Origin of the sequence: Klenkia sesuvii (genome assembly GCF_037083825.1) — a bacterium.
Taxonomy (GTDB): Bacteria; Actinomycetota; Actinomycetes; order Mycobacteriales; family Geodermatophilaceae; genus Klenkia; species Klenkia sesuvii.
In genome coordinates this window covers 56,735-78,973 of the sequence record NZ_JBAPLU010000019.1, presented here as the reverse complement: position 1 = coordinate 78,973, position 22,239 = coordinate 56,735, and the positions used below count along the sequence as shown (strand labels likewise).

The window sequence follows — 22,239 nt, the reverse complement described above, 5'->3', positions numbered from 1 at the left end:
GGAGCCCGCCGGCCCGGGCTCCCCGGAGTGCGTCAGGCTTCGACTTCGCGGCGGTCCTCCGACCACATCGTGTGGAACGACCCCTCGGCGTCGACGCGCTTGTAGGTGTGCGAGCCGAAGCGGTCACGCAGGCCCTGGATCAGTGCGGCAGGGGAGCGCTCGGCGCGCAGCCCGTCGTAGTAGGACAGCGCGCTGGCGGAGCCGGGCACCGGCACCCCGTGCCGCGCGGCCCCGGCCACGACCTGCCGCCAGCCCTCCTGCGCGTCGGCGACGGCGTCCCGGAAGTACTCGTTGGTGAGCAGCGTCGTCAGGTCGGGCTCGTCGGTGAACACCTGCCGCACCCGGTCCAGGAACGCGGCCCGGATGATGCACCCGTCCCGCCAGATCGCGGCCAGCGCAGCCCGGTCCACGTCCCAGCCGTGCTCCTCCGCGCCCCGCGCGATCTGGTCGAACCCCTGCGAGTACGCCACCACCTTCGCCGCGTAGAGGGCCTGCCGCACCGATTCGGTGAACGCCTCCCGGTCGGCCACCTGGTCGTCCCAGTCGCGGTCCGGGCCGGGCAGGACCTCCTGAGCGGCACGGCGCTGGTCGCGGTGCCCCGACAGCGCACGGGCGAAGACCGCCTCGGCGATGCCCGACACCGGCGTGCCGAGGTCCAGCGCCGACTGCACCGTCCAGCGCCCGGTGCCCTTCTGCTCGGCCTCGTCGAGCACGACGTCGACGAACGGCGCCCCGCTGCGCTCGTCGGTGTGGCGCAGCACGTCGGCGGTGATCTCGATCAGGTACGACTGCAGGTCGCCCTCGTTCCAGGTGGCGAACACGTCGCCGATCTCGGCCGGGGACATGCCCAGGCCCTGCCGCAGCAGGTCGTAGGCCTCGGCGATCAGCTGCATGTCGGCGTACTCGATGCCGTTGTGCACCATCTTGACGAAGTGGCCGGCACCGTCGGTGCCCACGTGCGTGCAGCACGGCTCGCCGTCGACGTGCGCGGAGATGTCCTCCAGCACCGGCCCGACGATCGCGTAGGCCTCCGCCGACCCGCCGGGCATGATGCTCGGCCCGTTCAGCGCGCCCTCCTCGCCGCCGCTGATCCCGCAGCCCACGAAGTGGACCCCCCGCTCGGCCAGCTCCCGCGTGCGGCGGATCGTGTCGGTGAACCGGGCGTTGCCGCCGTCCACCAGCACGTCGCCCTCGGCCAGCAGCGGCGCCAGCTCCTCGATCACCGCATCGGTCGGGTCCCCGGCGGCGACCATCACCACCACCGTGCGCGGCTGCTCGAGGGCGTCCACCAGCTCCTGCGGGGAGTCCGCGCGCACGAAGTCGCCCTCGTCGCCGTGCGCCTCGAGCAGGGCGTCGGTCTTCGCGGCCGTGCGGTTGTGCACCACCACCTGGTGGCCGTGCCGGGCGAGGTTGCGGGCGAGGTTGGCGCCCATGGTCGCGAGGCCGGTGACCCCGATCTGTCCGCTCATGCCGTCGGTCGTGCCCGACCGACCGGCGGCCTAACCGAGACCGAGGTCCCGGCGCAGCTTGGCGACGTGCCCGGTGGCCTTGACGTTGTAGGCGGCCTTCTCGATGCGGCCCTCGGCGTCGACGACGAAGGTCGACCGGATCACGCCGACGACCTCCTTGCCGTACAGCTTCTTCGGCCCGTAGGCGCCGTAGGCCTGCAGCACGGACGTGTCCTGGTCGGACACCAGCGTGATCGACAACGACTCCTGCTCGCGGAAGCGCTGCAGCTTCTCCGGTGCGTCGGGGGAGATGCCGATGATGTCCAGCCCCGCCTCGGCGAACTCGCCGGCCGCGGCGGTGAAGTCGACGGCCTGGGTGGTGCAGCCCGGCGTCAGCGCAGCGGGGTAGCAGTACACGACCACCCGTCGGCCGCGGTATGACGACAGCGACACCTCGGTGCCGTCGGGACCGGGGAGGGTGAAGTCGGGCGCGGGGTCACCGGGGGACAGGCGGGTGGCAGCGGCGCTCTCGGTCATGCGGGCATCGTGGCAGATCCCGATCCGGGCCCGCCGACGAGACCACGGGGTCAGCCGGGCAGGAAGCTCAACCGCACGTGCCGGGTCGGGTTGTCGCCGTTGGTGTCGACGAAGCAGATGCGCTGCCAGGTGCCCAGCGCGAGCCGGCCCTCGAGCACCGGCACCGTGGCGTGCGGGGGCACGAACGCGGGCAGCACGTGGTCGCGGCCGTGCCCGGGGGAGCCGTGCCGGTGCCGCCACCGGCCGTCGGTGGGCAGCAGGACGTCCAGCTGGGCCAGCAGGTCGTCGTCGCTCCCGGCGCCGGTCTCGATGATCGCGATGCCGGCGGTGGCGTGCGGGACGAACACCTGCAGCAGGCCGTCGCCCTCGGCGCCCACGAACTCGGCGCACTCGTCGGTCAGGTCGACGACGGCGGGGGCGCCGCCGGTGCGCAGCTGGCGCAGTTCCGATCGCATCGCCCCATCCTGCCCCGGACGGGAGGTCACTACCCTCGGGCCACGTGACCCGCCCCGACGGCCGCAGCGCCGACCAGCTCCGCCCGGTGACCATCACCCGCCACTGGCTCGACCACGCCGAGGGGTCGGTGCTGGTCGAGTTCGGGCGCACCCGCGTGCTCTGCGCGGCCAGCGTCACCGAGGGCGTGCCGCGGTGGCGTCGTGGCTCCGGGCTGGGCTGGGTCACCGCCGAGTACGCGATGCTGCCGCGGGCCACCCACACCCGCAGCGACCGCGAGTCGGTCAAGGGCAAGGTCGGCGGCCGCACCCACGAGATCAGCCGGCTCATCGGCCGCTCGCTGCGCGCGTCGATCGACCTCTCGGCGCTCGGCGAGAACTCGATCGCCCTGGACTGCGACGTGCTGCAGGCCGACGGCGGCACCCGGACCGCCGCCATCACCGGTGCCTACGTGGCCCTCGCCGACGCCGTCGCCCACCTCGGCGAGCGCGGCAAGCTGGCGAAGACGCAGCCGCTGGTGCAGTCGGTCGCCGCGGTCAGCGTCGGGGTGATCGACGGCGAGCCCCGCCTGGACCTCGCCTACGAGGAGGACGTGCGCGCCGGCACCGACATGAACGTCGTCTGCACCGGTGACGGCGGCTTCGTCGAGGTGCAGGGCACGGCCGAGGGCGCCGTCTTCGACCGGGCCACCCTCGACCAGCTGCTCGACCTCGCCGTCGCGGGCTGCGCCGACCTCACCCGCATCCAGGCCGAGGCGCTGCAGGGTGGTGCGGCCCGGTGACCCGCCTGCTGCTGGCCACCCGCAACGCCGGCAAGCTCACCGAGCTGCAGCGGCTGCTGGCCACCGCCGTCCCCGGCGTGGAGGTGCTCGGCCTGCGCGACGTCGACGAGTACCCCGAGGCCCCCGAGACCGGCGCGACGTTCGAGGAGAACGCCCTGCTCAAGGCACGCGAGGCCGTGCAGCACACCGGGCTGCCGGCGGTGGCCGACGACTCGGGCATCGCGGTCGACGCCCTCAACGGCATGCCGGGCATCCTGTCCGCGCGCTGGTCGGGCCGGCACGGCGACGACCCGGCCAACACCGCGCTGCTGCTCGGCCAGCTCGCCGACGTGCCCGACGAGCGCCGCGGTGCCGCGTTCGTCTGCGCAGCGGCGCTGGTGCTGCCCGACGGCACCGAGCGGGTGCTGCGCCGCGAGTGGCGCGGTGTCGTCGTCCGCGAGCCGCGGGGCAGCAACGGCTTCGGCTACGACCCGGTCTTCGTCCCCGAGGGGCTCGACCGCACCTCGGCCGAGCTCGAGCCCGCCGAGAAGGACGCCGCCAGCCACCGCGGCCAGGCGTTCGCCGCGCTGCTCCCGGTGGTCGCCGAGCTGCTGGGCTGACGCCGGGGCGCGGGCCGCCCCGGTCGCCATGGTCCGTCGTGGTCCGTCGTGGCCGTCGTGGCCGCCATCGCCGTCGTGCGCGGCGGTCTCTCCGCGGGGTGGCCCGGGTCAGCGCATCGGGTGATCGGGGCCCGGCCGGGGTCACCCGCAGGTGGGGAGCCGCCGCCGAGCGCTTGCACAGGGTCGCGTGGGGCTGGTGGGGTTCATCCCGGTCCAGCAGCGGAGCGACGGGGGTGCGGGGTGGCAGGGGTCCGGGGTGCGGTCGTCGAGCGCGTGCCCGACGGCCCGGTACCGCGCATCGTCGTGCTGATCCCGGCCCACGACGAGGCCGCGACCATCACCGCCACCCTGCAGGCGCTCCGCTCGCAGACCCGGCAGCCCGACCGCGTCGTGGTCGTCGCCGACAACTGCACCGACGACACCGCCGCGCTCGCCGCCGCCTGCGGCGCCGAGGTGTTCGAGACCGTGGGCAACACCGACAAGAAGGCCGGCGCCCTCAACCAGGCCCTGCAGCGGCGCTTCCGCCGCACGGCGAGCACCGACCGCCGGGAGGGCACCGAGGCGCCTGCCTGGGTGGCCCGGCGCGGGCCCGACCGTCGCGCGCCGCAGACGGTGGGCGGACCCGACCTCGGCGACGACGACCTCGTGCTGGTCATGGACGCCGACACCCAGCTGGCCCCCGAGTTCGTGGCCGCGGCGGTCGAGAGCCTGGTGCGGTCGCCGCGGATGGGGGCCGCGGGTGGCCTCTTCTACGGCCAGCCCGGCGCGGGCCTGCTCGGCCAGCTGCAGCGCAACGAGTACACCCGGTACAGCCGCGAGATCGGCCGCACCGGCCGCGTCATGGTGCTCACCGGCACCGGGACGATGTTCCGCGTCCGGGCCCTGCGGGCCGTGGCCGAGGCCCGGGGCAGCACCCTGCCGGGCACCCACGGCCAGGTCTACGACACCCTGGCGCTGACCGAGGACAACGAGCTCACCCTGGCCCTCAAGACCCTCGGCTACCGGCTGACCAGCCCGATGGCCTGCGCCGTGGTCACCGAGATCATGCCGACGTGGGGCGACCTCTGGCGCCAGCGCATGCGCTGGCAGCGCGGCGCCCTGGAGAACCTGCGGCACTACGGCTGGACCCGGGTCACCCTGCGCTACTGGCTGCAGCAGGTCGGCATGGCCTTCGGCGTGCTCGCGTTCCAGGCCTACCTGGCCGTGATGGTCCTGTCCTTCACCATCGGCACCGGGCCCGCGTTCAGCTGGTTCTGGACCGCGGTCGGGCTGGTGTTCGTGCTCGAGCGGGTCGTCACGGTGGCCCGCGGCGGGCGCCGCGCGCAGGCCCTGGCGCTGCCGCTGCTGCCCGAGATGGCCTACGACCTGTTCCTGCAGGTCGTCTTCGTCCGTTCCCTCCTCGACGTCCTGCGGCGCCGTGAGGCGACGTGGCACCACCTCGCCCCGCCCGCCCCGGTCGCGGCCTGACACCCCGGAGAGGAGGTCCATCGTGTACAGCAAGGCGGGTTACGTGACCGCCAGCGGCGTCGGAGGTTCGACGACGCTGGCCTACACCGGCTTCGACAGCCTCGCCCTCGTCGTCGCGGCGGTGACGCTGCTCTTCGCGGGCATCGCGCTGCTCAAGCTGGTCCCGCGCCGCGCGCGCTGACCGTCCACGGCGGCGTCCCCCGGAGCCCGGGGTGCGCCGCCGTCGGGGCCTGCGGGCTCAGCGGTGCGCGGTCCAGCTGATGAACGCGATCGCCGCCGTGACGAACACCGGCGGGAACGCCAGCACGAGGAAGGCGGCCACCACGCGGTCGGTGCGCCAGCGCACGCGCAGCCGCGAGGGCAGCGCCCGCCGGCCCGCCGGCAGCGCCGCGGTCCCCGCGCCCGCTGCCCCGGCGCCCGCTGCCCCCGCGCCCGCTGCGCCCTCGCTCGTCGGCGCCGAGCGGGCCGCCTGCCAGGCCTCCACCCGCGCCCACCCCGGCGCCAGGCCGCACACCACGGCCATCACCGCGAGCGCGACCAGCACCGTCGGCAGCTCGTCCGGCCGCAGGACGGCGACGCCGGCGGCACCGGCCCCGGCCGCGAACCCGGCGATCGTGATCGCGCCGAAGCAGAACACCGCCCCGAAGACCACCACGGTCGACAGGCACATGCCCAGCCAGAGCAGGTCGGGAGGCACCTCGGTCAGCAGACCAGCCACCAGCTCCACGGCCAGGCCGGCCACGACGACCAGCAGCACCGCGCCCATCCGCACGCGGATCGGCTCGCGCGGGGCCGCGGCGTGCGGCACGGGGAAGTGCGGCTCCGGGGCAGGCGGCACCGGGGTAGGCGGCACCGGGACAGGCGGCACCGGGACGGGGCCCACCGGGGCGCTCATCGGCCGGCCCCGTCGTCCACCCGGGCCAGCAGAACGCGGCCGGCGGGGGCGCCGTCCGGCGCCGCGTGCCGGGCGCGACGGGACGACGTCGCCGACGGCCCGGGCGCAGCCGTCGCAGGGCCCGTCGCAGGGCCCGCCGCAGGGATCGGTGCAGAGGGCACCGCGGGCAGCACCCGCATGACCCGCATGCCCGGCACCGGGGGGAGCCCCGGCACCGGCCGCGGGCCGGGCTGCACGGGGGTCGCTGCGGCCGTCGGTCGCGGGAGCGGCCCACGTCGACGGACCACGCGCTCGACCGGCGGGGGCACCGCGGGCAGGCCGTCGACCGCCCGGGGACCGGGGGTGGGGACGGCGGGCAATCCGGGCACGGGGCGCACCCGGTCGGCCGGCGGGGGCACGGCGGGCAGGGCGCGGACCGGGGGGACGGTGTCCGGTCGCACCGAGCTCACCGGTGGCGGGCCGGGGCGACCCGCGCGCCGGACCACCGGCGGCACCGCGGGCGGGGTGACCGCCGCGACGAGGTCGGTGGCCAGGGTCAGCTCGGCGATGAGGTCGCGCTCGTCGAGCACCTCGAGCTCGGCCTGCAGGGCGGCGAGGTCGGCGAGGTCGAGGGGGCGCATGGCGGTCTCCGCGGGGTCGGGACGGGTGGCGTGGACGGGGGCGACCGGCGTCGGCGCGGGCAGGGGGGCCGACGCGGGGGCCAGGATCGCCGCAGCCGCAGCCGCAGCCGCAGGCACAGGAACCGGGGCGGCGATCGGGGCGCGAGGAGCGGGAGCGGTGACCGGCGCGACCGCGGTCGTCCCGGCTTCCTCGTCGGCCGTGTGGCTGGTGAGGCCGTGCTGGGTCTTCTCCCAGTAGAACGGCTTGGTCACCAGCTGCCAGGCCGCCTTGTAGGAGGCGAGGGAGTGCAGCATCCAGTAGAAGGGCGACAGCAGGGCGTAGGCGACGAGTCCGTAGGTGCGCCGCTTGAACCCGGCCAGCAGGCTGAGGTAGACGATCAGTCCGTTGCCGACCAGCAGGTTGGCCAGGCTGACGTACTGCAGCCACAGCGGCAGTGCGGGGCTGAACTGGTGCGGCAGGACCAACCAGAGGATGAACAGCGCCCACAGCACCGGGGTCAGCAGGAAGGTGGCCGGCGTCCCGCCGATGGTCAGCAGGAACCCCACGGCCTGCCGCAGGCCGATGGCCCGCACCAGCCGCAGCGGGTGGCGCGAGTGCACCAGGAACGTCTGCATGTAGCCCTTGATCCAGCGGCTGCGCTGCCGGATCCAGTTGCCGACGGCCATGTTGGCCTCTTCGTAGGTGGTCGAGTTGACCACCGCCACGCGCCCGCCGCGGGCCGAGGCGCGCACCCCCAGGTCGGCGTCCTCGGTGACGTTGAAGGGGTCCCAGCCACCCAGCTCGCGCAGCATGTCCGCGCGGAAGTGGTTGCTGGTGCCGCCGAGGGGGATGGGCAGGCGCATCGCGTCGAGGCCGGGCAGCGTGTAGTCGAACCACGAGCTGTACTCGAGGGTGAACATGCGGGTGAGCAGGTTCTCCTCGGCGTTGAAGTAGTTCAGCGCCGCCTGCACGCAGACCAGGTCCTCGCCGCCCTTGGCGAAGGCGACCACGGACTTCTTGAGCTGGTCGGGGTCGGGTCGGTCCTCGGCGTCGTAGATGACCACGAGGTCGCCGCGGGCGAAGGTCAACCCGACGTTGCACGCCCGCGGCTTGGTCTTGGGCATGGAGTGCGGGACGACGAGGATCCGCACGATGTCCGGCGGGGCCGCGGCCAGGGCGGCCTGCAGCGTCTCGGGGTCGTCCTCCTCCAGCAGGAGCAGGATCTCCAGCTTCTCCCGGGGGTAGTCCAGCGCCGACAGGTTGCGCATGAGCAGCCCGACGATGCCGGCTTCCCGGTAGACCGGCACGAGGATCGTGTAGTGCGGCAGCTCGGTGTCGGTGAGGGCGGCGACCTCCCGCTCGGTCACCTGCTCCACGGTCTCCGACGCCGTCCCGACGGTGCTGATCAGCGCCTTCGCGCCGACCGACAGGCCGATGGTCACGTTGATGACCGCCAGCAGGACGACGACCGTGGTGGGTGCGTCGAGCAGCAGTCCCACCACCACGGCCAGGACGGCGACGACGGCGCTGGCGACCTGGGGCCAGGTGAACACGGTGGAGGCCGACTCGTCGGGGCGTCGCTCGGCCAGCGAGGACACCGCCTCGTGCACCACGTCCTCGCGCCAGACGGTGCGCAGCGCGCGTTGGACGTCCCAGTCGGTGGTGACCTGCTGGCGCACGCGGGCGATGCCGGTCCGCTCCACGACCTCGCGCTCGACGTCCGCGCTGGGGCGGCGGGAGGAGGCGACGACGACCTGCAGGCCCCCGTCGGCGGCGGGTTCGGTGCGCAGCGGCACCCACATCTCGCGGGCCAGCATCGGGTAGGGGAACAGCTGCGCCAGGTCGGGGTCGACCTCGACGGGGTCGACGAACGTCATCTCCGCGCCCCACACCTCGGCGAGGGCCACGTACAGCTGGCGGCGGGTGATCCACCCCTTGGCCAGCAGCACCGAGCCCAACGGCTCGCCGACCCGGCGGGCCTGGGCCAGGCCCTCGGCCAGCTGCTCGGCGGTGACGGTGCCGTCCTCGGTGAGGACGTCGCCCAGCCGCCGCTCGGCCGCGACGGGGGCCCCGCCCGCCCCGGTGGGCGGGCGGCCGACGTCGTGCTGCAGCCCGGTGGTCACCCTGGACGAGTCGGCACCGGACCGGCTGACGGCCAGCCCGGGGGCCGCCCGGCTCACCCCACGGGGGGATGCGCGTGCGGGAGAGGGGAGTCGAACCCCTACGCCCGAAGGCACCAGGACCTAAACCTGGCGTGGCTGCCGTTACACCACTCCCGCGTCGGGGGGAGTCTAGGAGCGGTGGGACGGCGGGGGACGTGGCAGGCTGTCGGCGTGCCACGCAGCCCCGAGCAGATCCAGCAGGAGATCGACGCCGCCCGCGAGTCGCTGGCGGCCACGTTGGACCAGCTGGTCTTCCGGGGCAGCCCGAGCCGGCTGACCGAGCAGGCCAAGGCCCGGGCGCAGCAGTGGCTGACCAGCCCCGCCGGTCAGGCGACGCTGGCCGCGGCCGGGCTGTTCGTGACGTTCGTCGTCGTCCAGAAGGTCCGGCACCGCGGCCGGTAGGCGGGCACACTGGGGCGGGTGAGGCACCCGCAGCCCGACCCCGTCGGCCCCGGTCAGGAGTCCGTCTGGGACTACCCGCGTCCCCCCTCGGCCGAGATCACCCCCCGGCGCGTCGAGGCGGTGCTCGGCGGCCGGGTCGTCGCCAGCACCGACCGCGCGGCCCGCGTGTGCGAGACCAGTCACCCGCCGGTGTTCTACGTGCCCCGCGAGGACGTCGCCGAGGGCGTGCTGCAGCGCGCCGAGGGGGCCAGCTGGTGCGAGTGGAAGGGCGTGGCCACCTACTGGGACGCCGTCGTCGACGGCACCCGGTACCCGGCCGTCGGCTGGTCCTACGAGAACCCCACGGAGGGCTACCGGCACCTGTGCGGCGCCGTGGCCTTCTACCCGTCGAAGCTCGACCGGGCCACCGTCGACGGCGAGGTGGTGCGGGCACAAGCCGGTGACTTCTACGGCGGCTGGATCACCGACGAGGTGGTCGGCCCGTTCAAGGGCGAACCCGGCACCCGCGGGTGGTAACCCCTACCCCCTAGGGGTACCTTGGTCAGCATGGCTGGCTACGAGGGCAACAAGGAGCAGGTGCTGGCGCGGCTCAAGCGCGTCGAGGGCCAGGTGCGTGGCATCTCCCGCATGGTCGAGGAGGACACCTACTGCATCGACGTGCTGACCCAGGTCTCGGCGGCCACCAAGGCCCTGCAGGCCGTCGCCCTCGGGCTGCTGGACGACCACCTGGGGCACTGCGTGCGGCACGCGGTCGCCGCCAGCGCGGACGACGACGGCGCAGCCGCCGACGCCAAGATCGCCGAGGCCTCCGCCGCCATCGCGCGGCTGGTCCGGTCCTGAGCCGGGAGGGGAACCCCATGAGCACGCTCGACTACACCGTCACCGGCATGACCTGCCAGCACTGCGTCGCCTCCGTCACCGAGGAGGTCACCGAGGTGCCCGGCGTCCGCGACGTCGACGTCGACCTCGCCGCCGGCACCCTGCGGGTCACCGGCGAGGACGTCGACGACGACCGGGTGCGCGCGGCCGTGGCGGAGGCCGGCTACGCCGCCACCCCGGCGTGACCGCCACCACGGGGCCCGCCGAGATCCGGCTCGACATCACCGGCATGACCTGCGCCAGCTGCGCGAACCGCATCGAGCGCAAGCTGAACAAGGTCGACGGCGTGCAGGCCAGCGTCAACTACGCCACCGAGGCCGCCACCGTCCGGTACGACCCGGCCGCCGTCGACCCCGACACCCTGCTGGCCGCCGTCGCCGCCGCGGGCTACACGGCCACCCTGCCCGGACCGGCGAGCGACGAGCCGACGCCCGACGGGGCCGAGCGGCCCGAGCCCGCCGAGGACCGCGACCTGCGGCAGCGGTTGCTCGTCTCGACCGCGCTGGCGCTGCCGGTGCTCGTCCTGTCGATGGTCCCGCCGCTGCAGTTCGACAACTGGCAGTGGCTGGCGCTGGTGCTGGCCAGCCCGGTGGCGGTGTGGGGCGCCTGGCCCTTCCACCGTGCCGCGGCGGTCAACGCGCGGCACGGCGCCAGCACGATGGACACGCTGGTGTCCGTCGGCATCGCCGCGGCCTACCTGTGGTCGCTCTACGCACTGTTCCTGGGCGGCGCCGGGGTGCCCGGCATGCGCATGGAGTTCCACCTGCTCGCCGAGCAGGGGGCGGGCAGCGGCGAGGTCTACCTCGAGGTGGCCAGCGCGGTGACGGTCTTCCTGCTCGCCGGCCGCTGGGCCGAGTCCCGTGCCAAGCGCCGTTCGGGCGCCGCGCTGCGCGCCCTGCTGGCGATGGGTGCCAAGGACGCCGCCGTGCTGCGCGACGGCGCCGAGGTCCGGGTGCCGGTGGACCGGTTGGCCGTCGGCGACCGGTTCGTGGTCCGCCCGGGGGAGAAGATCGCCGTCGACGGCGTGGTCGTGGCCGGGTCCTCCGCGGTCGACGTGTCGATGCTCACCGGGGAGTCCGTTCCGGTGGAGGTCGGCGTGGGCGACCGGGTCACCGGCGCCTCGGTCAACGTCGGCGGGCGCCTGGTGGTCGAGGCCGACCGGGTGGGGGAGGCGACCACGCTCGCCGCGCTCGGCCGGCTGGTCACCGCCGCGCAGAGCGGCAAGGCGCCGGTGCAGCGGTTGGCCGACCGGGTCTCGGCGGTGTTCGTCCCCGTGGTGCTGGCCGTCGCCGTCGGCACGCTGGCGGTCTGGTTGCTGGCCACCGGTGACGTGTCCGCGGCGTTCACCTCCGCCGTCGCCGTCCTCGTCATCGCCTGCCCGTGCGCGCTGGGCCTGGCCACGCCGACGGCACTGCTGGTGGGCACCGGGCGGGGCGCGCAGCTCGGCATCGTCATCAAGGGCCCCGAGGTGCTCGAGTCCACCCGCGCCGTCGACACCGTCGTCCTCGACAAGACCGGCACGGTCACCACCGGCGCCATGTCGCTGGTCGACGTGGTCGGCGACCCCGGCACGCTGCGGTGGGCGGCTGCGGTCGAGGCGGCCTCCGAGCACCCGGTGGCCCGCGCCGTCGTGGCCGGGCACGCCGGTGCACTGCCCCCGGTCGAGGACTTCGCGAACCAGGCCGGGCGCGGGGTGACCGGCACCGTGGAGGGGCGGCGGGTCCGGGTCGGGCGGGTGGAGGACGCGGGCCGGTGGGCCGACGTCGTCCGCGACGCCGAGGCCGCCGGCCGCACGGTCGTGTCGGTCGCCGTCGACGACGAGGTGCGCGGCGTGCTCGTCGTCGCCGACACCGTCCGCCCCAGCAGCGCCGCGGCCGTCGCGCAGCTGCGCGACCTCGGGTTGGCCCCCGTGCTGCTCACCGGCGACGGCGTCGGGGCGGCGGCCGCCGTCGCCCGGCAGGTGGGGCTGGACCCCGACGCCGGTGAGGTCGTCGCGGGGGTGCTGCCCGAGGGCAAGGTCGACGTCGTCCGCCGGCTGCAGGAGCAGGGTCGGGTCGTGGCGATGGTCGGCGACGGCGTCAACGACGCCGCGGCCCTGGTGCAGGCCGACCTCGGCCTCGCCATGGGCACCGGCACCGACGTCGCCATCGAGGCCGGCGACGTCACGCTCGTGCGCGCCGACCTCGTGGCCGCCGCGGACGCCGTGCGGCTCTCCCGGCGCACGCTGCGCACCATCCAGGTCAACCTGGTCTGGGCGTTCGGCTACAACGTGGCGCTGATCCCGCTCGCGGCGCTGGGCTACCTCAACCCGTTGCTGGCCGGGTTGGCGATGGCGGCCTCGTCGGTGCTGGTGGTCACCAACAGCCTGCGGTTGCGCCGGTTCACCCCGGCATGAGGACGGCCCGCCCTCCGGGGGGAGAGGGCGGGCCGTCGGCTCGGGGGTGCCGGGTGCGGGCTCAGGCGGGGGCTGCGGCCTGCGCCAGCGGTCGGACGACGGTGTCCAGCACCGTCTCCACGTACTGCTCGTCCAGCGGTTCGCCGGTGAGCAGCCACCGCTGCACCAGCAGGCCCGACGCCGCCTGGGCCACCGCGGAGCTCGCGGTGCCCGCGGCCACGTCGCCGCGGGCCTCGGCGCGGCGCCAGACCTCGGCGAACCCGCCGCGCCAGACCGCCAACGGCCCCTCGCGGAACGCCTGCGCGAGGGCCGGCTGGTGGGGCAGCGTGGACAGCAGCGACAGCGACGCCGACCCGGTCGGCCCGTTGAGGACCTCGACCAGCGAGCAGAGCATCACCCGCAGGTCCTCGACGAGGTCGCCGGTGTCGGGCGCCGGGGTGCCCTCGCGGTTCATCTCGGCGATGGTGTCGACCACCAGGTCGGACTTGGTCCGCCAGCGCCGGTAGATGGTGGCCTTGCCCACGCCGGCCTCGGCGGCGACGGCGTCCATCGTGAGCGCGTTGTAGCCCACGTCGGCGAGCAGTCGCAGGATCGCCGCGCGGATCACCCCGTCGCGGGAGGGGTCGCGCGGCCGGCCGCCTCGGTTGGGGCGCCCGGTCTCCTGGAGCGTGGGTGTAGCCATGCCAAGACTTTAGACCGTTCACTGTTGGGCACGAACAGGTTGTGGTCAGCCATTCCACTGCGGTTCCGGTACACCATGGACCCGGTACGCGTGTCCCGCGCGCCTCGTACCGGCCGCGACGCCCCTGCGCGATGCTGCCTCCCGTGCCGGGAGGACGAGCAGGACGCGACGTGGCGCCCCCGCGCTTCGTGCTGCCGGGGCGGGTCGGTCGACTCCTGCTGGCCAGCACGGTCCCCCACGTCCTGCCCCTGGTCGCCCGGGCGGCCACCGAGCTGGGCCTGAACGCGGAGCCCGCGCCGGGGCTGGTCGACGTCGTCGACGACAGCAGCCCGCTGGACGCCACCCGTTTCGACCGCCTGTTCGTCCGGCTGGCCCGCGACCTGACCGTGGCCGAGACCGACGCCGTCCGGGTGGCCACCGACCCCGGTGACGACGACGGCATCGCCGTCGCCGCCGCCCTGATGGCCGCGCCCACCCTCTCCGTCGAGCTGGCCCGCCGCGGGGTGACCGCCGAGGTGGGGCTGCTGGCCGAGGCCGACCTCTTCCCGGTCTACCAGCCCGTGGTCGACCTGGCCGACGGCCGCACCACCGGGTACGAGGCGCTGCTGCGCGGGCGCGTCGACGGTCGTGAGGTCGGCGGGGGTGACCTGTTCTTCCTGGCCGCAGCCGCGGGGTGGGGCGACCGGCTCGACCGCTGGGCCCGCGAGGCCGCGGTCACCACCGCCGGCCCGTGGCTCGGCCCGGCCGACCTGTTCGTCAACAGCAGCCCGGACGTGGTCTACCGGCCCGAGGTCTGCCTGGCCGGCACCGCGCAGGCCGTGCGGGCCGCCGGCATCGCCCCCGAGCAGGTGGTGTTCGAGGTGGTGGAGGCGCACGCCGCCCGCGACCGGGGGCACCTGCTCGCCGTGCTCGAGCACCACCGGGCGCAGGGGTGGCGGGTGGCCCTGGACGACGTGGGCGTGGGCTGGTCGAGCCTGGCGCTGGTGTCGGCGCTGCGGCCCGACGTCGTCAAGCTGGACAAGGCCCTCGTCGCCCGGCTGGACAGCGCGGCCGCCCGCGCGGTCGTGGGCGGGCTCGTGGAGGTCGCGCACTCCCTCGGTGCGGTCGTGGTCGCCGAGGGCGTGGAGACGCCGGCCCGTGCCGACCAGGCCCGCCAGCTCGGCGTCGACCTCGGCCAGGGCTGGCTGTTCGGCCGCCCCGCCCGCGTCGTCCCCGAGCCGCTGGCCGGCTGACCCGCAGCTCAGCCGGCCTGGTTCCAGCCGGAGAGCACCGGGCGGTCGTGCTCGTGGCCCAGCGCCCCGAACGACCCCGCGTGCAGCGCGAACAGCGCCCCGGCCTCGGGGGCCAGGCCCAGCCAGCGGGCCGTGAGGATGCGCAGCACGTGCCCGTGCGCGACCAGGGCGACGTCGCCGTCGGCCAGCCGCGGGCGCACCCGCTCCAGCACGCGGTCGCAGCGCACCGCCACCTCCGACAGCGACTCGCCGGGGGTGTCCCCGGGCTCGGTGCCGTCGGTCCACAGCGACCAGGTGCGACCCAGCTCCGCCGAGATGTCCGGGGTGGTGCGGCCCTCCCAGCGGCCGTAGTCGACCTCGACGAGGTCGTCGTCCACCGTGTCGGTGGGCAGCCCGGCCAGCTCGGCGGTGCGCCGGGCCCGCTCGCGCGGACTGACCCGCACCTCGACGAACGACCGGCGGGCCAGCGGCCCGCGCAGCGCCCGGGCCTGCTGCTCGCCCTCGGGGAGCAACGGCAGGTCGGTCACCCCGGTGTGCTGCCCCGACAGGCTCCACTCCGTCTGGCCGTGCCGGACGACGACGATCTCACCCACGTGCACGCTCCTCCTCCTGCTGCCGGCCACCGGCGGACAGCCCGCCGGCCACGGCCATGACCACGATCGCACCCAGGACCAGCACCATCGGCACGGTCCACCCGCCGGTCAGGTCGTGCACCGAGCCGACGACCAGCGGGCCGGTCGCGGCGACCGCGTACCCACCGCCCTGCACCATCGCCGACGTCCGGCGGTTCTCCACCAGGTCCCGCGAGCGGACCACGATCGCGATGAACACCACCGTGATGCCACCGCCCTGGGCGACCCCGGCGACCGAGCACCACACCGCCCACAGCCCCGGGGCGGTGAGCAGCCCGACGGGCAGGAAGGCCCACGCGGCGGTGACCGCCAGCAGCACCGCGGCCGGCCGCCCCCACCACCGCACCAGCGCGGGCACGGCGAACGCCCCGGCGACGGCGAACACCTGGAACAGCGCGCTGCTCACCCCCGCCGTGCTGCGGGACAGGCCCTGCTCGTCGGCCAGCAGCGTCGGCAGCCACGCCGTCACGCCGTAGTAGCTGAAGGCCTGCGCGGCGAAGGCCAGGGTCAGCCCCCAGACCGCGGGCTGCCGCCACACCGCCCGCGCCGCGCCGGGCAGCGGTGGCGGTGGGGTGTACTCGCCACGGGCGGCCTGCCGGCGCAGCCCCGCCGTCCAGACCAGGCACGCCAGGCCGACCAGCAGCGCCCAGGACGCCAGGGCCCACCGCCACCCCACCAGGTCGGCCAGCGGTGCGGTGAGCGTCGTGGTCAGGGTGGCGCCGACGTTGAGCGCCGAGGTGTAGGCGGCGGTGACCACGTTGGTCGCGCCGGGGAAGTCCCGTCCGATCACCACCGGCACCACCACGTTGCCGACGGTGATGGCCAAGCCCAGGACGACGGTGCCGGCGACCGCGGTGCGCACGTCGCCGACCGAGCGCAGCACGGTGCCGGCCAGCACGCCCAGCATGGCCAGCAGGACGGCCCGGTGGGTACCGGCGCGCGCGATCACCCAGGAGGCGAGCGGGGCGGCCAGCCCGAACAGCAGCACCGGGATCGACGTGAGCAGGCCCACCGTGCCGGCGCCGACCGCCAGGTCGCTGCGCACCTCGCTGGTGACCGGGGCGACGGCGACCAGCGGCCCGCGCAGGTTGAGCGCCACGAGCAGCACCCCGGCCAGCAGCAACCCCGGCACCGTCGCGCGTGCCCGCACCCCCGTCGTCATCGTCGGCCAGCTTCCTCCCCGAGCGGGAACACCGCGCCCCGGCACTCCGCTTGCACCCGGCATGACCTCTGCCACCGCACACCCCCCGACCTTCGCCCTCGGCGGCGACCTCTCCGTCCACCGGCTCGGCTACGGCGCCATGCAGATCACCGGCGACGGCGTCTGGGGTCCGCCGGCCGACCGCGAGGGCGCACTGGCCGTGCTGCGCGCCGCGGTGGAGCAGGGCGTGGACTTCATCGACACGGCCGACTCCTACGGCCCGCAGGTCTCCGAGCAGCTCATCCACGACGCGCTCCACCCCTACGCCGACGGCCTGGTCATCGCCACGAAGGCTGGGCTGACCCGCACCGGGCCCGGCGTGTGGCCCCCGGTGGGGCGGCCGGAGTACCTGAAGCAGCAGGTCGAGCTCTCGCTGCGCAACCTGGGGGTCGAGCGCATCGACCTGATCCAGCTGCACCGCATCGACCCGCAGGTGCCCCTGGCGGACTCCCTCGGCGCCTTCGTCGAGCTCAAGGAGCAGGGCAAGGTGCGGCACATCGGCGTCAGCGAGGTCTCCCTGGAGGAGCTGCGGCAGGCGCAGGCCATCACCGAGATCGCCAGCGTGCAGAACCTCTACAACCTCACGAACCGGCAGAGCCAGGACGTGCTCGACCACGCCACCGCCGAGGGCATCGCGTTCATCCCGTGGTTCCCGATCGCCACCGGGGACCTCGCCAAGCCCGACAGCCCGGTGGCCGACATCGCCCGCGAGCTCGACGCCACGCCCTCGCAGGTGGCGCTCGCCTGGCTGCTGCAGACCTCGCCGGTGGTGCTGCCCATCCCGGGCACGAAGTCGGTCGACCACCTCACCGAGAACCTGGGTGCCGCGTCGCTGACCCTGTCGGCGGAGGACGTCGCGCGCCTGGATGCCCTGGCATGAGGTAGACCTTCGGGCGTGGACACCGACGTCTTCGCCCAGGTCCGTACCGCCGTCCGGGAGCTCGTGCGCGAGCGGGTCGTACCCCGCGAGCAGGAGATCGAGGACACCGACGCCGTCCCCGACGACATCCGGGCCGCCGCCGCCGAGATGGGGCTGTTCGGCTACGCCCTGCCCGAGGAGCACGGCGGGCTCGGGGTGTCGATGGCCGAGGACGTGCAGCTGGCGATCGAGTTCGGCTACACGTCCCCGGCCTTCCGGTCGCTGTTCGGCACCAACAACGGCATCGCCGGGCAGGTGATCGCCCGCTTCGGCACCGAGGAGCAGAAGCAGCGGTGGCTGCCCGGCCTGGCCGCCGGGGAGCTGATCGGCTCGTTCGCCCTCACCGAGGCCGAGGCCGGTTCCGACCCCGCCGGCCTGCGGACGACGGCGCGCCGTGACCCCGGTGGCGGGTGGGTCATCGACGGCGGCAAGCGCTACATCACCAACGCGCCGCTGGCCGACCTGTTCGTCGTGTTCGCCCGCTCCGAGCCGGGGGAGACCGGGGGGCGCGGGATCTCGTCGTTCGTCGTCCCGACCTCCACGCCGGGGGTGTCGGTCGGGCCGCGGGACAAGAAGACCGGCCAGGCCGGCGCCTGGACGGCGGAGGTCTTCCTCGACGGCGTCCGGGTGCCCGACGACGCGCTCGTCGGCGAGCCCGGGCGGGGCTACAGCAAGGCGCTCACGGTGCTCTCCCGCGGCCGGCTGCACGTCGCGGCGCTGTGCGTCGGCATGGCGCAGCGGGTGCTCGACGAGTCGGTGGCCTACGCGGCCACCGCGAAGCAGGGCGGCGCCCCGATCGGCCGGTTCCAGCTGGTGCAGGCGCTGGTCGCCGACATGCACACCGAGCTGCTGGCCGCCCGCGCGATGGTCGCCGACGTCGCGGCCCGCTACGACTCCGGCGAGGACACCTCGGTCGGCCCCTCGGCGGCCAAGCTGTTCTGCTCGGAGATGGTCGGCCGGGCCACCGACCGCGCCGTGCAGGTGCACGGCGGGCTGGGCTACCTGCGCACCACACCGGTCGAGCGGTTCTACCGGGACGCCCGGCTCTACCGGCTGTACGAGGGCACCAGCGAGGTGCAGCGGGTCATCGTCGGCAGCGGGCTGCTGCGCGCGGCTGGGATGCCGCGTGCCTGAGCTGCTCACCGGCGCCGCCCGCGACGAGCGCCGAGCCGCCGTCGCCGACCTCGGCGACGCCCTCCGGGAGCTGGTGGACGCCGCAGTCCGCACCGAGGTGGACGCAGGTGGCCTGGCTGCGGCCGCGGCCGCTGCCCGGGAGCTGGCCGCCGCGCTCCGGGCCGACGGGCGCGGGCTCCACGAGGTGGCCTCGGTGGACGACCCGGTGGCCGGTGAGCGCTGGTACTCCCCGGTGTACGGGCCGGGCAGCCCGGTTGCCCCGCCCCTGCTCGTGGAGAGCGAGGGTCGGGGCCGCGTCGTTGCTCGGGTCACGGTGCCCAAGGCGCTGGAGGGCCCGCCGGGGCTGGTGCACGGCGGCACCATCGCCACGCTGCTGGACCACGTGCTGGCCCGGGCGCTGCGCTCGGCCGGGCGCGGTGGACTGACCGCGACCCTGACGGTGACCTACCGGCGGCCCGTGCGGCTCGGCGTCGAGCACGTGCTGCACGCCGAGGTCGGCGCCGTCGAGGGCCGGCGGTCCACCGCGCGGGCCCGGATCACCACGGCCGAGGACCCCGGGACGGTGCTGGCCGAGGGGGAGGGCCTGTTCGTCGCGCTGCGACCCGAGGCCGTGGCCGCCACCTTCGCCGGTGTCGACCACACCCCCGAGGCCTGGACCGCCCGGCCCTAGGACGCCACCTCCGCTGGTGATCACGGAGCTGTGCGCGCGCCACGCCGTCGCCCGGTGGCGTGAGGTCCGTGATCACCAGGGGCGGCGGGGCGGCGTCACGGGTGCAGGAGCGGGCCCTCGCCGCCCTCGCCGCGACCCAGGGCGGCGACGAACTGGCCGAGCAGCTGGTCGCCGCGGTGCCGGGGCGACCAGTCCAGCACCTCGCGGGCCCGCGTGGTGTCCAACGCCGGGACGCCGAGGGCGAGGTCGAGCCAGCCGGGTTCGGTGGGCACCGCGCGGGCGTGGAAGGCTGCCGACAGCCCGGCCCGCAGCACCGCCCGGGGCACCGGGACGCGGGTCGTGCCGAGCGCGGCGGCGAAGCCGGCCGGGTCGAGCACCGGCTCGGCCGACAGGTTGAACGCCCCGGTCGCCCGGCGGTCGACGATGCGCAGCAGGGCGTCGGCGACGTCGTCGGCGTGCACGAACCCCAGGTGCAGGTCGTCGGGCAGCGGGAGCGGGAGCTTGCCGGCCACGGCGCCGGGGACCGCGCGGGCGCCGCGCAGCAGCAGCGGGCCGAGGAAGTAGCGCCCGATCTCGCTGGCCGCGTCGGGTTGCAGCACCAGCGTCGGGCGGACGACGGTCACCGCCACCTCGGGGTGGGCGGCGGCGAACTCGCGGGTCAGCTGCTCGACGGCCACCTTGTCGCGGCTGTACTGCGAGCTGGGCACCCCGCTGGTCGGCCAGGTCTCGTCGACCCGGTCGGCCGGGTTGCCGGGGGCGTAGCTGCCCAGCGACGACATGACGACGACGTGGCCCACCCCGGCGTCGGCCCCCGCGGAGAGCACCCGACGGGTGCCGTCGACGTTCACCTGGGCCAGCCGGTCGGGCTCCCGGCCCGGCTGCAGCGCCCAGGCCAGGTGGACGACGGTGGTGGCGCCGTCGAGGAACTCCCGCAGGGGTCCGGCGGAGGCCGGCGTGCCCAGGTCGGCGTGGGTCCAGAAGACCGCGCTGTACGGGGCGGCGTCGGGCGGCTGACGGCGGGACAGCCCGCGCACCTGGTGCACGCCGGTGAGGCCGAGCTGGCGCAGCAGCGCCGTGCCGACGTTGCCGGTGGCGCCGGTGACGGCGACGGTCTGCCCGTCGAGGTGGCCGGGGTCGGCGGGGGTGGTCACGGCATCTGTGGTCACTCCGCCGCACTACCCGCTCGGGCCCGCTGTCAGACCAGGACCACGCCGCCGGGCCGCAACCCGCGGGCAGCCGCCATCGACTCGGCCTGCTCCTCGACCGCGACCCCGTCGAAGGCCCGCCACCGGGTAACGGTGAGCGCCAGCCGGCCGCCCTTCGTCGTGGGGCGCCAGGTGCCGGCGACCTCGCCGTCGACCAGCACCGCGCCGGGTCGGCCGAGCACCGGCCACAGCTCCGTCGCGGGCCGGTCGGGCACCAGCAGCTCGCGGTCGCGCACCTGCAGGTACGGGTCGAACGGGGCGAGCAGGCGGGTGGCGCGGGCGCGCTCGGGTGGCTCGGTGCCGGGCAGCACCCACCGCTGCTCGCCGGCGACGTCGACCGGCTCGGCGTCGTCGGGCCAGCGCCGCTTCACCTCGGCGACGGTGGAGTCGAGGTAGGCGGCGACCTGCTTCGGGGTGGCCGGGCCGGTCAACCGCAGGTAGGCGCGCAGGACGTCGAGGTGGTTGGGCACCTGCGCCGCCGGGGTCACGCCGGTCTGCTCGAGGACCGGGGGTGAGGTGCCGGGTTGCAGCACCAGCCCGGCGCGCAGCGCGGCGAGGCGGAAGGTCTGCTCGTAGGCGTGCACGGCGCCGCACGGCCGGCAGTTCCGCAGGTAGGGCTCGGGCAGCCGGTCACGCAGGGCACCGGACACGACGCCCTTGACCGTCGGGGTGGTGGCGACAGCCCGCATCTCGTCAGCCACGTGCGCCAGGGCGTCGAGGACCGGGATGCCCGCCGCCCGCAACGGCCGGGCGCCGTCGAAGATGCGCTTGGCGGCGTCGGTCTCCGACCACGGCCAGGTGGCGGCGGCGACCGCCGGCAGGTCGGCGCGGCGGTAGGTGTGCGGGGCGCCGCGCAGCGTCCACGCGGTGACCAGCTCGTCGTCGGCGGGATCGACGAGTCCGCGAATGGCCAGGGCCCACCGGGCCGCGCCCGCCGGACCGGTGTCCTGCACGCCCAGGTCGAGGACGGCGGTGTCGGCGACCGTGCCGCCGGTGTCGCGATCGAGCTGCTGGGCGCGCACCCGGTACGCCAGGACGTCCTCCCGGCTCCAGGACCTCATCCCCGCACGTGCCCGGCGACGAGCTCGGCGAGCCGTTCGCCAGCGGTCTCGGGTACCCAGTGGGTGATGCCGGGGAGCACCACGAGCCGGTAGTCGCCGGTGACGTACCGCTCGGTCGCCTCGGTGCCCGCCCGGCCGAGGAACCCGTCGCGGTCGCTCCAGACGTGCAGCGTGCGCACCCCGACCCGGCCCACGGGGTCGGCGGCGCCCAACGGCAGGGCGCGGTACCAGTTGAGCGCCGCGGTCAGCGCGCCCGCCGGCCGCAGTCGGGCGACGGTCTCCTCGGCGTCGGCCCGGGGCAGGCCGGCGCGCACCAGGGTGTCGCGCAGGAACGCGCCGTTCCCCCGGGTGAGCAGGGCCTCGGGCACGCCCGGCAGCTGGAAGAACGCCATGTAGGCCGACTTCAGGCCCTGCGTGCTGGTCAGGAACGACCGGGTGAACGCTGCCGGGTGCGGGACCGAGACCGCCGTCAGGCTGCTGACCCGCTCGGGGTGCCACGCGGCCAGCGCCCAGGCGACCATCGCGCCCCAGTCGTGGCCGACGACGTGCGCCCGCTCCAGGCCCGCGGCGTCGAGCAGCGCGCGGACGTCGTCGACCAGCTCCCGCACCACGTAGGCGCGGCGGCCGGTCGGCCGGGCCCGGGGGGAGTAGCCGCGCTGGTCGGGGGCCAGCGTGCGCAACCCGGCGGCGTGCAGGCCGGGGACGACGCCGTCCCAGCTGCCGGCGTGCTGCGGGAAGCCGTGCAGCAGCACCACCGGCTCGCCGTCGGCCGGCCCGGCGTCGCGCACGTCGAAGGTGAGTCCGGAGCGGGTGAAGGAGTCCACCCCGACAGCATGCCTGGCACCTCCGACACGGGTGCGTCCGCGCGCATCCGGTTGAGCACGG

24 protein-coding genes and 1 tRNA gene are annotated in these 22,239 nt (G+C 75.4%); 13 read left to right on the top strand and 12 right to left on the bottom strand.

Annotated features, from left to right (window positions below):
- Positions 1–32: 32 nt before the first annotated feature.
- The 3 genes from gndA to TEK04_RS16595 are packed head-to-tail and all read right to left on the bottom strand — an operon-like array spanning position 33 to position 2,440.
- Positions 33–1,469, bottom strand: a complete 1,437-nt coding sequence (gene gndA, locus TEK04_RS16605; protein ID WP_336405463.1) for an NADP-dependent phosphogluconate dehydrogenase — start codon at positions 1,467–1,469, stop codon at positions 33–35.
- Positions 1,470–1,499: 30 nt separating this feature from the next.
- The gene (gene bcp / locus TEK04_RS16600; RefSeq protein ID WP_092808057.1) at positions 1,500–1,985 is read right to left on the bottom strand and encodes a thioredoxin-dependent thiol peroxidase; all 486 of its coding nucleotides are present in this window, start codon (positions 1,983–1,985) and stop codon (positions 1,500–1,502) included.
- A gap of 50 nt (positions 1,986–2,035) precedes the next feature.
- Positions 2,036–2,440 carry a YjbQ family protein gene (locus tag TEK04_RS16595; RefSeq protein ID WP_336405462.1) on the bottom strand — a complete coding sequence of 135 codons (405 nt, stop codon included), beginning with the start codon at positions 2,438–2,440 and terminating at the stop codon, positions 2,036–2,038.
- A 44-nt stretch (positions 2,441–2,484) separates the two neighbouring features.
- Here TEK04_RS16595 and rph point away from each other — a divergent pair, with 44 nt between their 5' ends.
- From rph to TEK04_RS16575, 4 genes are all read left to right on the top strand, one after another.
- On the top strand, positions 2,485–3,219 hold the full coding sequence (gene rph, locus TEK04_RS16590) for a ribonuclease PH (RefSeq protein ID WP_336405461.1): 735 nt from the start codon (positions 2,485–2,487) through the stop codon (positions 3,217–3,219).
- Complete coding sequence (rdgB, locus tag TEK04_RS16585) at positions 3,216–3,818, top strand: RdgB/HAM1 family non-canonical purine NTP pyrophosphatase (protein WP_336405460.1); 603 nt, start codon at positions 3,216–3,218, stop codon at positions 3,816–3,818. The genes rph and rdgB overlap by 4 nt, the downstream gene beginning before the upstream one ends.
- 240 nt (positions 3,819–4,058) lie before the next feature.
- Complete coding sequence (locus TEK04_RS16580; RefSeq protein ID WP_336405459.1) at positions 4,059–5,285, top strand: glycosyltransferase family 2 protein; 1,227 nt, start codon at positions 4,059–4,061, stop codon at positions 5,283–5,285.
- Between the two features lie 22 nt (positions 5,286–5,307).
- Positions 5,308–5,466, top strand: a complete 159-nt coding sequence (locus tag TEK04_RS16575) for a hypothetical protein (protein ID WP_336405458.1) — start codon at positions 5,308–5,310, stop codon at positions 5,464–5,466.
- 57 nt (positions 5,467–5,523) lie between these two features.
- Here the strand turns inward: TEK04_RS16575 and TEK04_RS16570 are convergent, their stop codons facing one another.
- The 3 genes from TEK04_RS16570 to TEK04_RS16560 all read right to left on the bottom strand — a co-directional run bounded on the left by TEK04_RS16570 (position 5,524) and on the right by TEK04_RS16560 (position 9,059).
- Positions 5,524–6,123 (bottom strand): hypothetical protein, encoded by a 600-nt coding sequence (locus TEK04_RS16570; protein WP_336405457.1) that lies wholly within the window; start codon positions 6,121–6,123, stop codon positions 5,524–5,526.
- 53 nt (positions 6,124–6,176) lie between these two features.
- A complete protein-coding gene (locus TEK04_RS16565; RefSeq protein ID WP_336405456.1) occupies positions 6,177–8,903 on the bottom strand; it encodes a glycosyltransferase in 2,727 nt (908 codons plus the stop codon).
- 75 nt (positions 8,904–8,978) lie between these two features.
- Positions 8,979–9,059, bottom strand: a tRNA-Leu gene (locus TEK04_RS16560).
- A 54-nt stretch (positions 9,060–9,113) separates the two neighbouring features.
- Between TEK04_RS16560 and TEK04_RS16555 the strand changes: the two genes are divergently transcribed.
- From TEK04_RS16555 to TEK04_RS16535, 5 genes are read left to right on the top strand one after another with little or no spacing between them, the layout of a single operon-like run.
- Entirely contained in the window at positions 9,114–9,344 is a 231-nt protein-coding gene (locus tag TEK04_RS16555; protein WP_336405455.1) for a DUF3618 domain-containing protein, read from the top strand.
- 18 nt (positions 9,345–9,362) lie between these two features.
- Entirely contained in the window at positions 9,363–9,860 is a 498-nt protein-coding gene (locus tag TEK04_RS16550) for a DUF427 domain-containing protein (protein WP_336405454.1), read from the top strand.
- Positions 9,861–9,890: 30 nt separating this feature from the next.
- A complete protein-coding gene (locus TEK04_RS16545) occupies positions 9,891–10,184 on the top strand; it encodes a metal-sensitive transcriptional regulator (protein WP_336405453.1) in 294 nt (97 codons plus the stop codon).
- 17 nt (positions 10,185–10,201) lie between these two features.
- Complete coding sequence (locus TEK04_RS16540; protein ID WP_336405452.1) at positions 10,202–10,408, top strand: heavy-metal-associated domain-containing protein; 207 nt, start codon at positions 10,202–10,204, stop codon at positions 10,406–10,408.
- Positions 10,405–12,618: a heavy metal translocating P-type ATPase gene (locus TEK04_RS16535; protein ID WP_336405451.1), complete on the top strand. Its 2,214-nt coding sequence runs from the start codon at positions 10,405–10,407 to the stop codon at positions 12,616–12,618. The genes TEK04_RS16540 and TEK04_RS16535 overlap by 4 nt, the downstream gene beginning before the upstream one ends.
- A 61-nt stretch (positions 12,619–12,679) precedes the next feature.
- Here TEK04_RS16535 and TEK04_RS16530 read toward each other — a convergent pair whose 3' ends face one another.
- Entirely contained in the window at positions 12,680–13,300 is a 621-nt protein-coding gene (locus TEK04_RS16530) for a TetR/AcrR family transcriptional regulator (RefSeq protein ID WP_336405450.1), read from the bottom strand.
- 170 nt (positions 13,301–13,470) lie between these two features.
- On the opposite strand from TEK04_RS16530, the gene TEK04_RS16525 reads away from it, so the two are divergent.
- On the top strand, positions 13,471–14,532 hold the full coding sequence (locus tag TEK04_RS16525; protein ID WP_336405449.1) for an EAL domain-containing protein: 1,062 nt from the start codon (positions 13,471–13,473) through the stop codon (positions 14,530–14,532).
- 8 nt (positions 14,533–14,540) lie between these two features.
- Here the strand turns inward: TEK04_RS16525 and TEK04_RS16520 are convergent, their stop codons facing one another.
- Positions 14,541–15,125, bottom strand: coding sequence for a histidine phosphatase family protein (locus TEK04_RS16520; RefSeq protein ID WP_336405448.1), 585 nt, complete (start codon positions 15,123–15,125; stop codon positions 14,541–14,543).
- A complete protein-coding gene (locus tag TEK04_RS16515) occupies positions 15,118–16,326 on the bottom strand; it encodes an MFS transporter (protein ID WP_336405447.1) in 1,209 nt (402 codons plus the stop codon). The genes TEK04_RS16520 and TEK04_RS16515 overlap by 8 nt, the downstream gene beginning before the upstream one ends.
- 61 nt (positions 16,327–16,387) lie before the next feature.
- Between TEK04_RS16515 and TEK04_RS16510 the strand changes: the two genes are divergently transcribed.
- From TEK04_RS16510 to TEK04_RS16500, 3 genes are read left to right on the top strand one after another with little or no spacing between them, the layout of a single operon-like run.
- Positions 16,388–17,245 carry an aldo/keto reductase gene (locus TEK04_RS16510; protein WP_336405446.1) on the top strand — a complete coding sequence of 286 codons (858 nt, stop codon included), beginning with the start codon at positions 16,388–16,390 and terminating at the stop codon, positions 17,243–17,245.
- A 15-nt stretch (positions 17,246–17,260) separates the two neighbouring features.
- Positions 17,261–18,418 carry an acyl-CoA dehydrogenase family protein gene (locus TEK04_RS16505; RefSeq protein WP_336405445.1) on the top strand — a complete coding sequence of 386 codons (1,158 nt, stop codon included), beginning with the start codon at positions 17,261–17,263 and terminating at the stop codon, positions 18,416–18,418.
- Complete coding sequence (locus TEK04_RS16500; RefSeq protein WP_336405444.1) at positions 18,411–19,088, top strand: PaaI family thioesterase; 678 nt, start codon at positions 18,411–18,413, stop codon at positions 19,086–19,088. The genes TEK04_RS16505 and TEK04_RS16500 overlap by 8 nt, the downstream gene beginning before the upstream one ends.
- Positions 19,089–19,183: 95 nt before the next feature.
- Here TEK04_RS16500 and TEK04_RS16495 read toward each other — a convergent pair whose 3' ends face one another.
- Genes TEK04_RS16495 through TEK04_RS16485 form a run of 3 tightly spaced genes read right to left on the bottom strand, consistent with a single transcriptional unit; the run spans position 19,184 to position 22,178 of the window.
- The gene (locus TEK04_RS16495; protein WP_336405443.1) at positions 19,184–20,239 is read right to left on the bottom strand and encodes an NAD-dependent epimerase/dehydratase family protein; all 1,056 of its coding nucleotides are present in this window, start codon (positions 20,237–20,239) and stop codon (positions 19,184–19,186) included.
- Between the two features lie 44 nt (positions 20,240–20,283).
- A complete protein-coding gene (locus TEK04_RS16490) occupies positions 20,284–21,354 on the bottom strand; it encodes a winged helix DNA-binding domain-containing protein (RefSeq protein ID WP_336405442.1) in 1,071 nt (356 codons plus the stop codon).
- A complete protein-coding gene (locus TEK04_RS16485) occupies positions 21,351–22,178 on the bottom strand; it encodes an alpha/beta fold hydrolase (protein ID WP_336405441.1) in 828 nt (275 codons plus the stop codon). The genes TEK04_RS16490 and TEK04_RS16485 overlap by 4 nt, the downstream gene beginning before the upstream one ends.
- Between the last annotated feature and the right edge of the window lie 61 nt (positions 22,179–22,239).

Bases quoted from the DNA above. Each gene is read 5' to 3' on its own strand.
- TEK04_RS16545 (WP_336405453.1), top strand. From the start codon at position 9,891: ATGGCTGGCTACGAGGGCAACAAGGAGCAGGTGCTGGCGCGGCTCAAG.
- gndA (WP_336405463.1), bottom strand. From the start codon at position 1,469: ATGAGCGGACAGATCGGGGTCACCGGCCTCGCGACCATGGGCGCCAAC.
- TEK04_RS16530 (WP_336405450.1), bottom strand. From the start codon at position 13,300: ATGGCTACACCCACGCTCCAGGAGACCGGGCGCCCCAACCGAGGCGGC.
- TEK04_RS16510 (WP_336405446.1), top strand. From the start codon at position 16,388: ATGACCTCTGCCACCGCACACCCCCCGACCTTCGCCCTCGGCGGCGAC.
- TEK04_RS16595 (WP_336405462.1), bottom strand. From the start codon at position 2,440: ATGCGATCGGAACTGCGCCAGCTGCGCACCGGCGGCGCCCCCGCCGTC.
- TEK04_RS16490 (WP_336405442.1), bottom strand. From the start codon at position 21,354: ATGAGGTCCTGGAGCCGGGAGGACGTCCTGGCGTACCGGGTGCGCGCC.
- TEK04_RS16515 (WP_336405447.1), bottom strand. From the start codon at position 16,326: ATGACGACGGGGGTGCGGGCACGCGCGACGGTGCCGGGGTTGCTGCTG.
- bcp (WP_092808057.1), bottom strand. From the start codon at position 1,985: ATGACCGAGAGCGCCGCTGCCACCCGCCTGTCCCCCGGTGACCCCGCG.
- TEK04_RS16540 (WP_336405452.1), top strand. From the start codon at position 10,202: ATGAGCACGCTCGACTACACCGTCACCGGCATGACCTGCCAGCACTGC.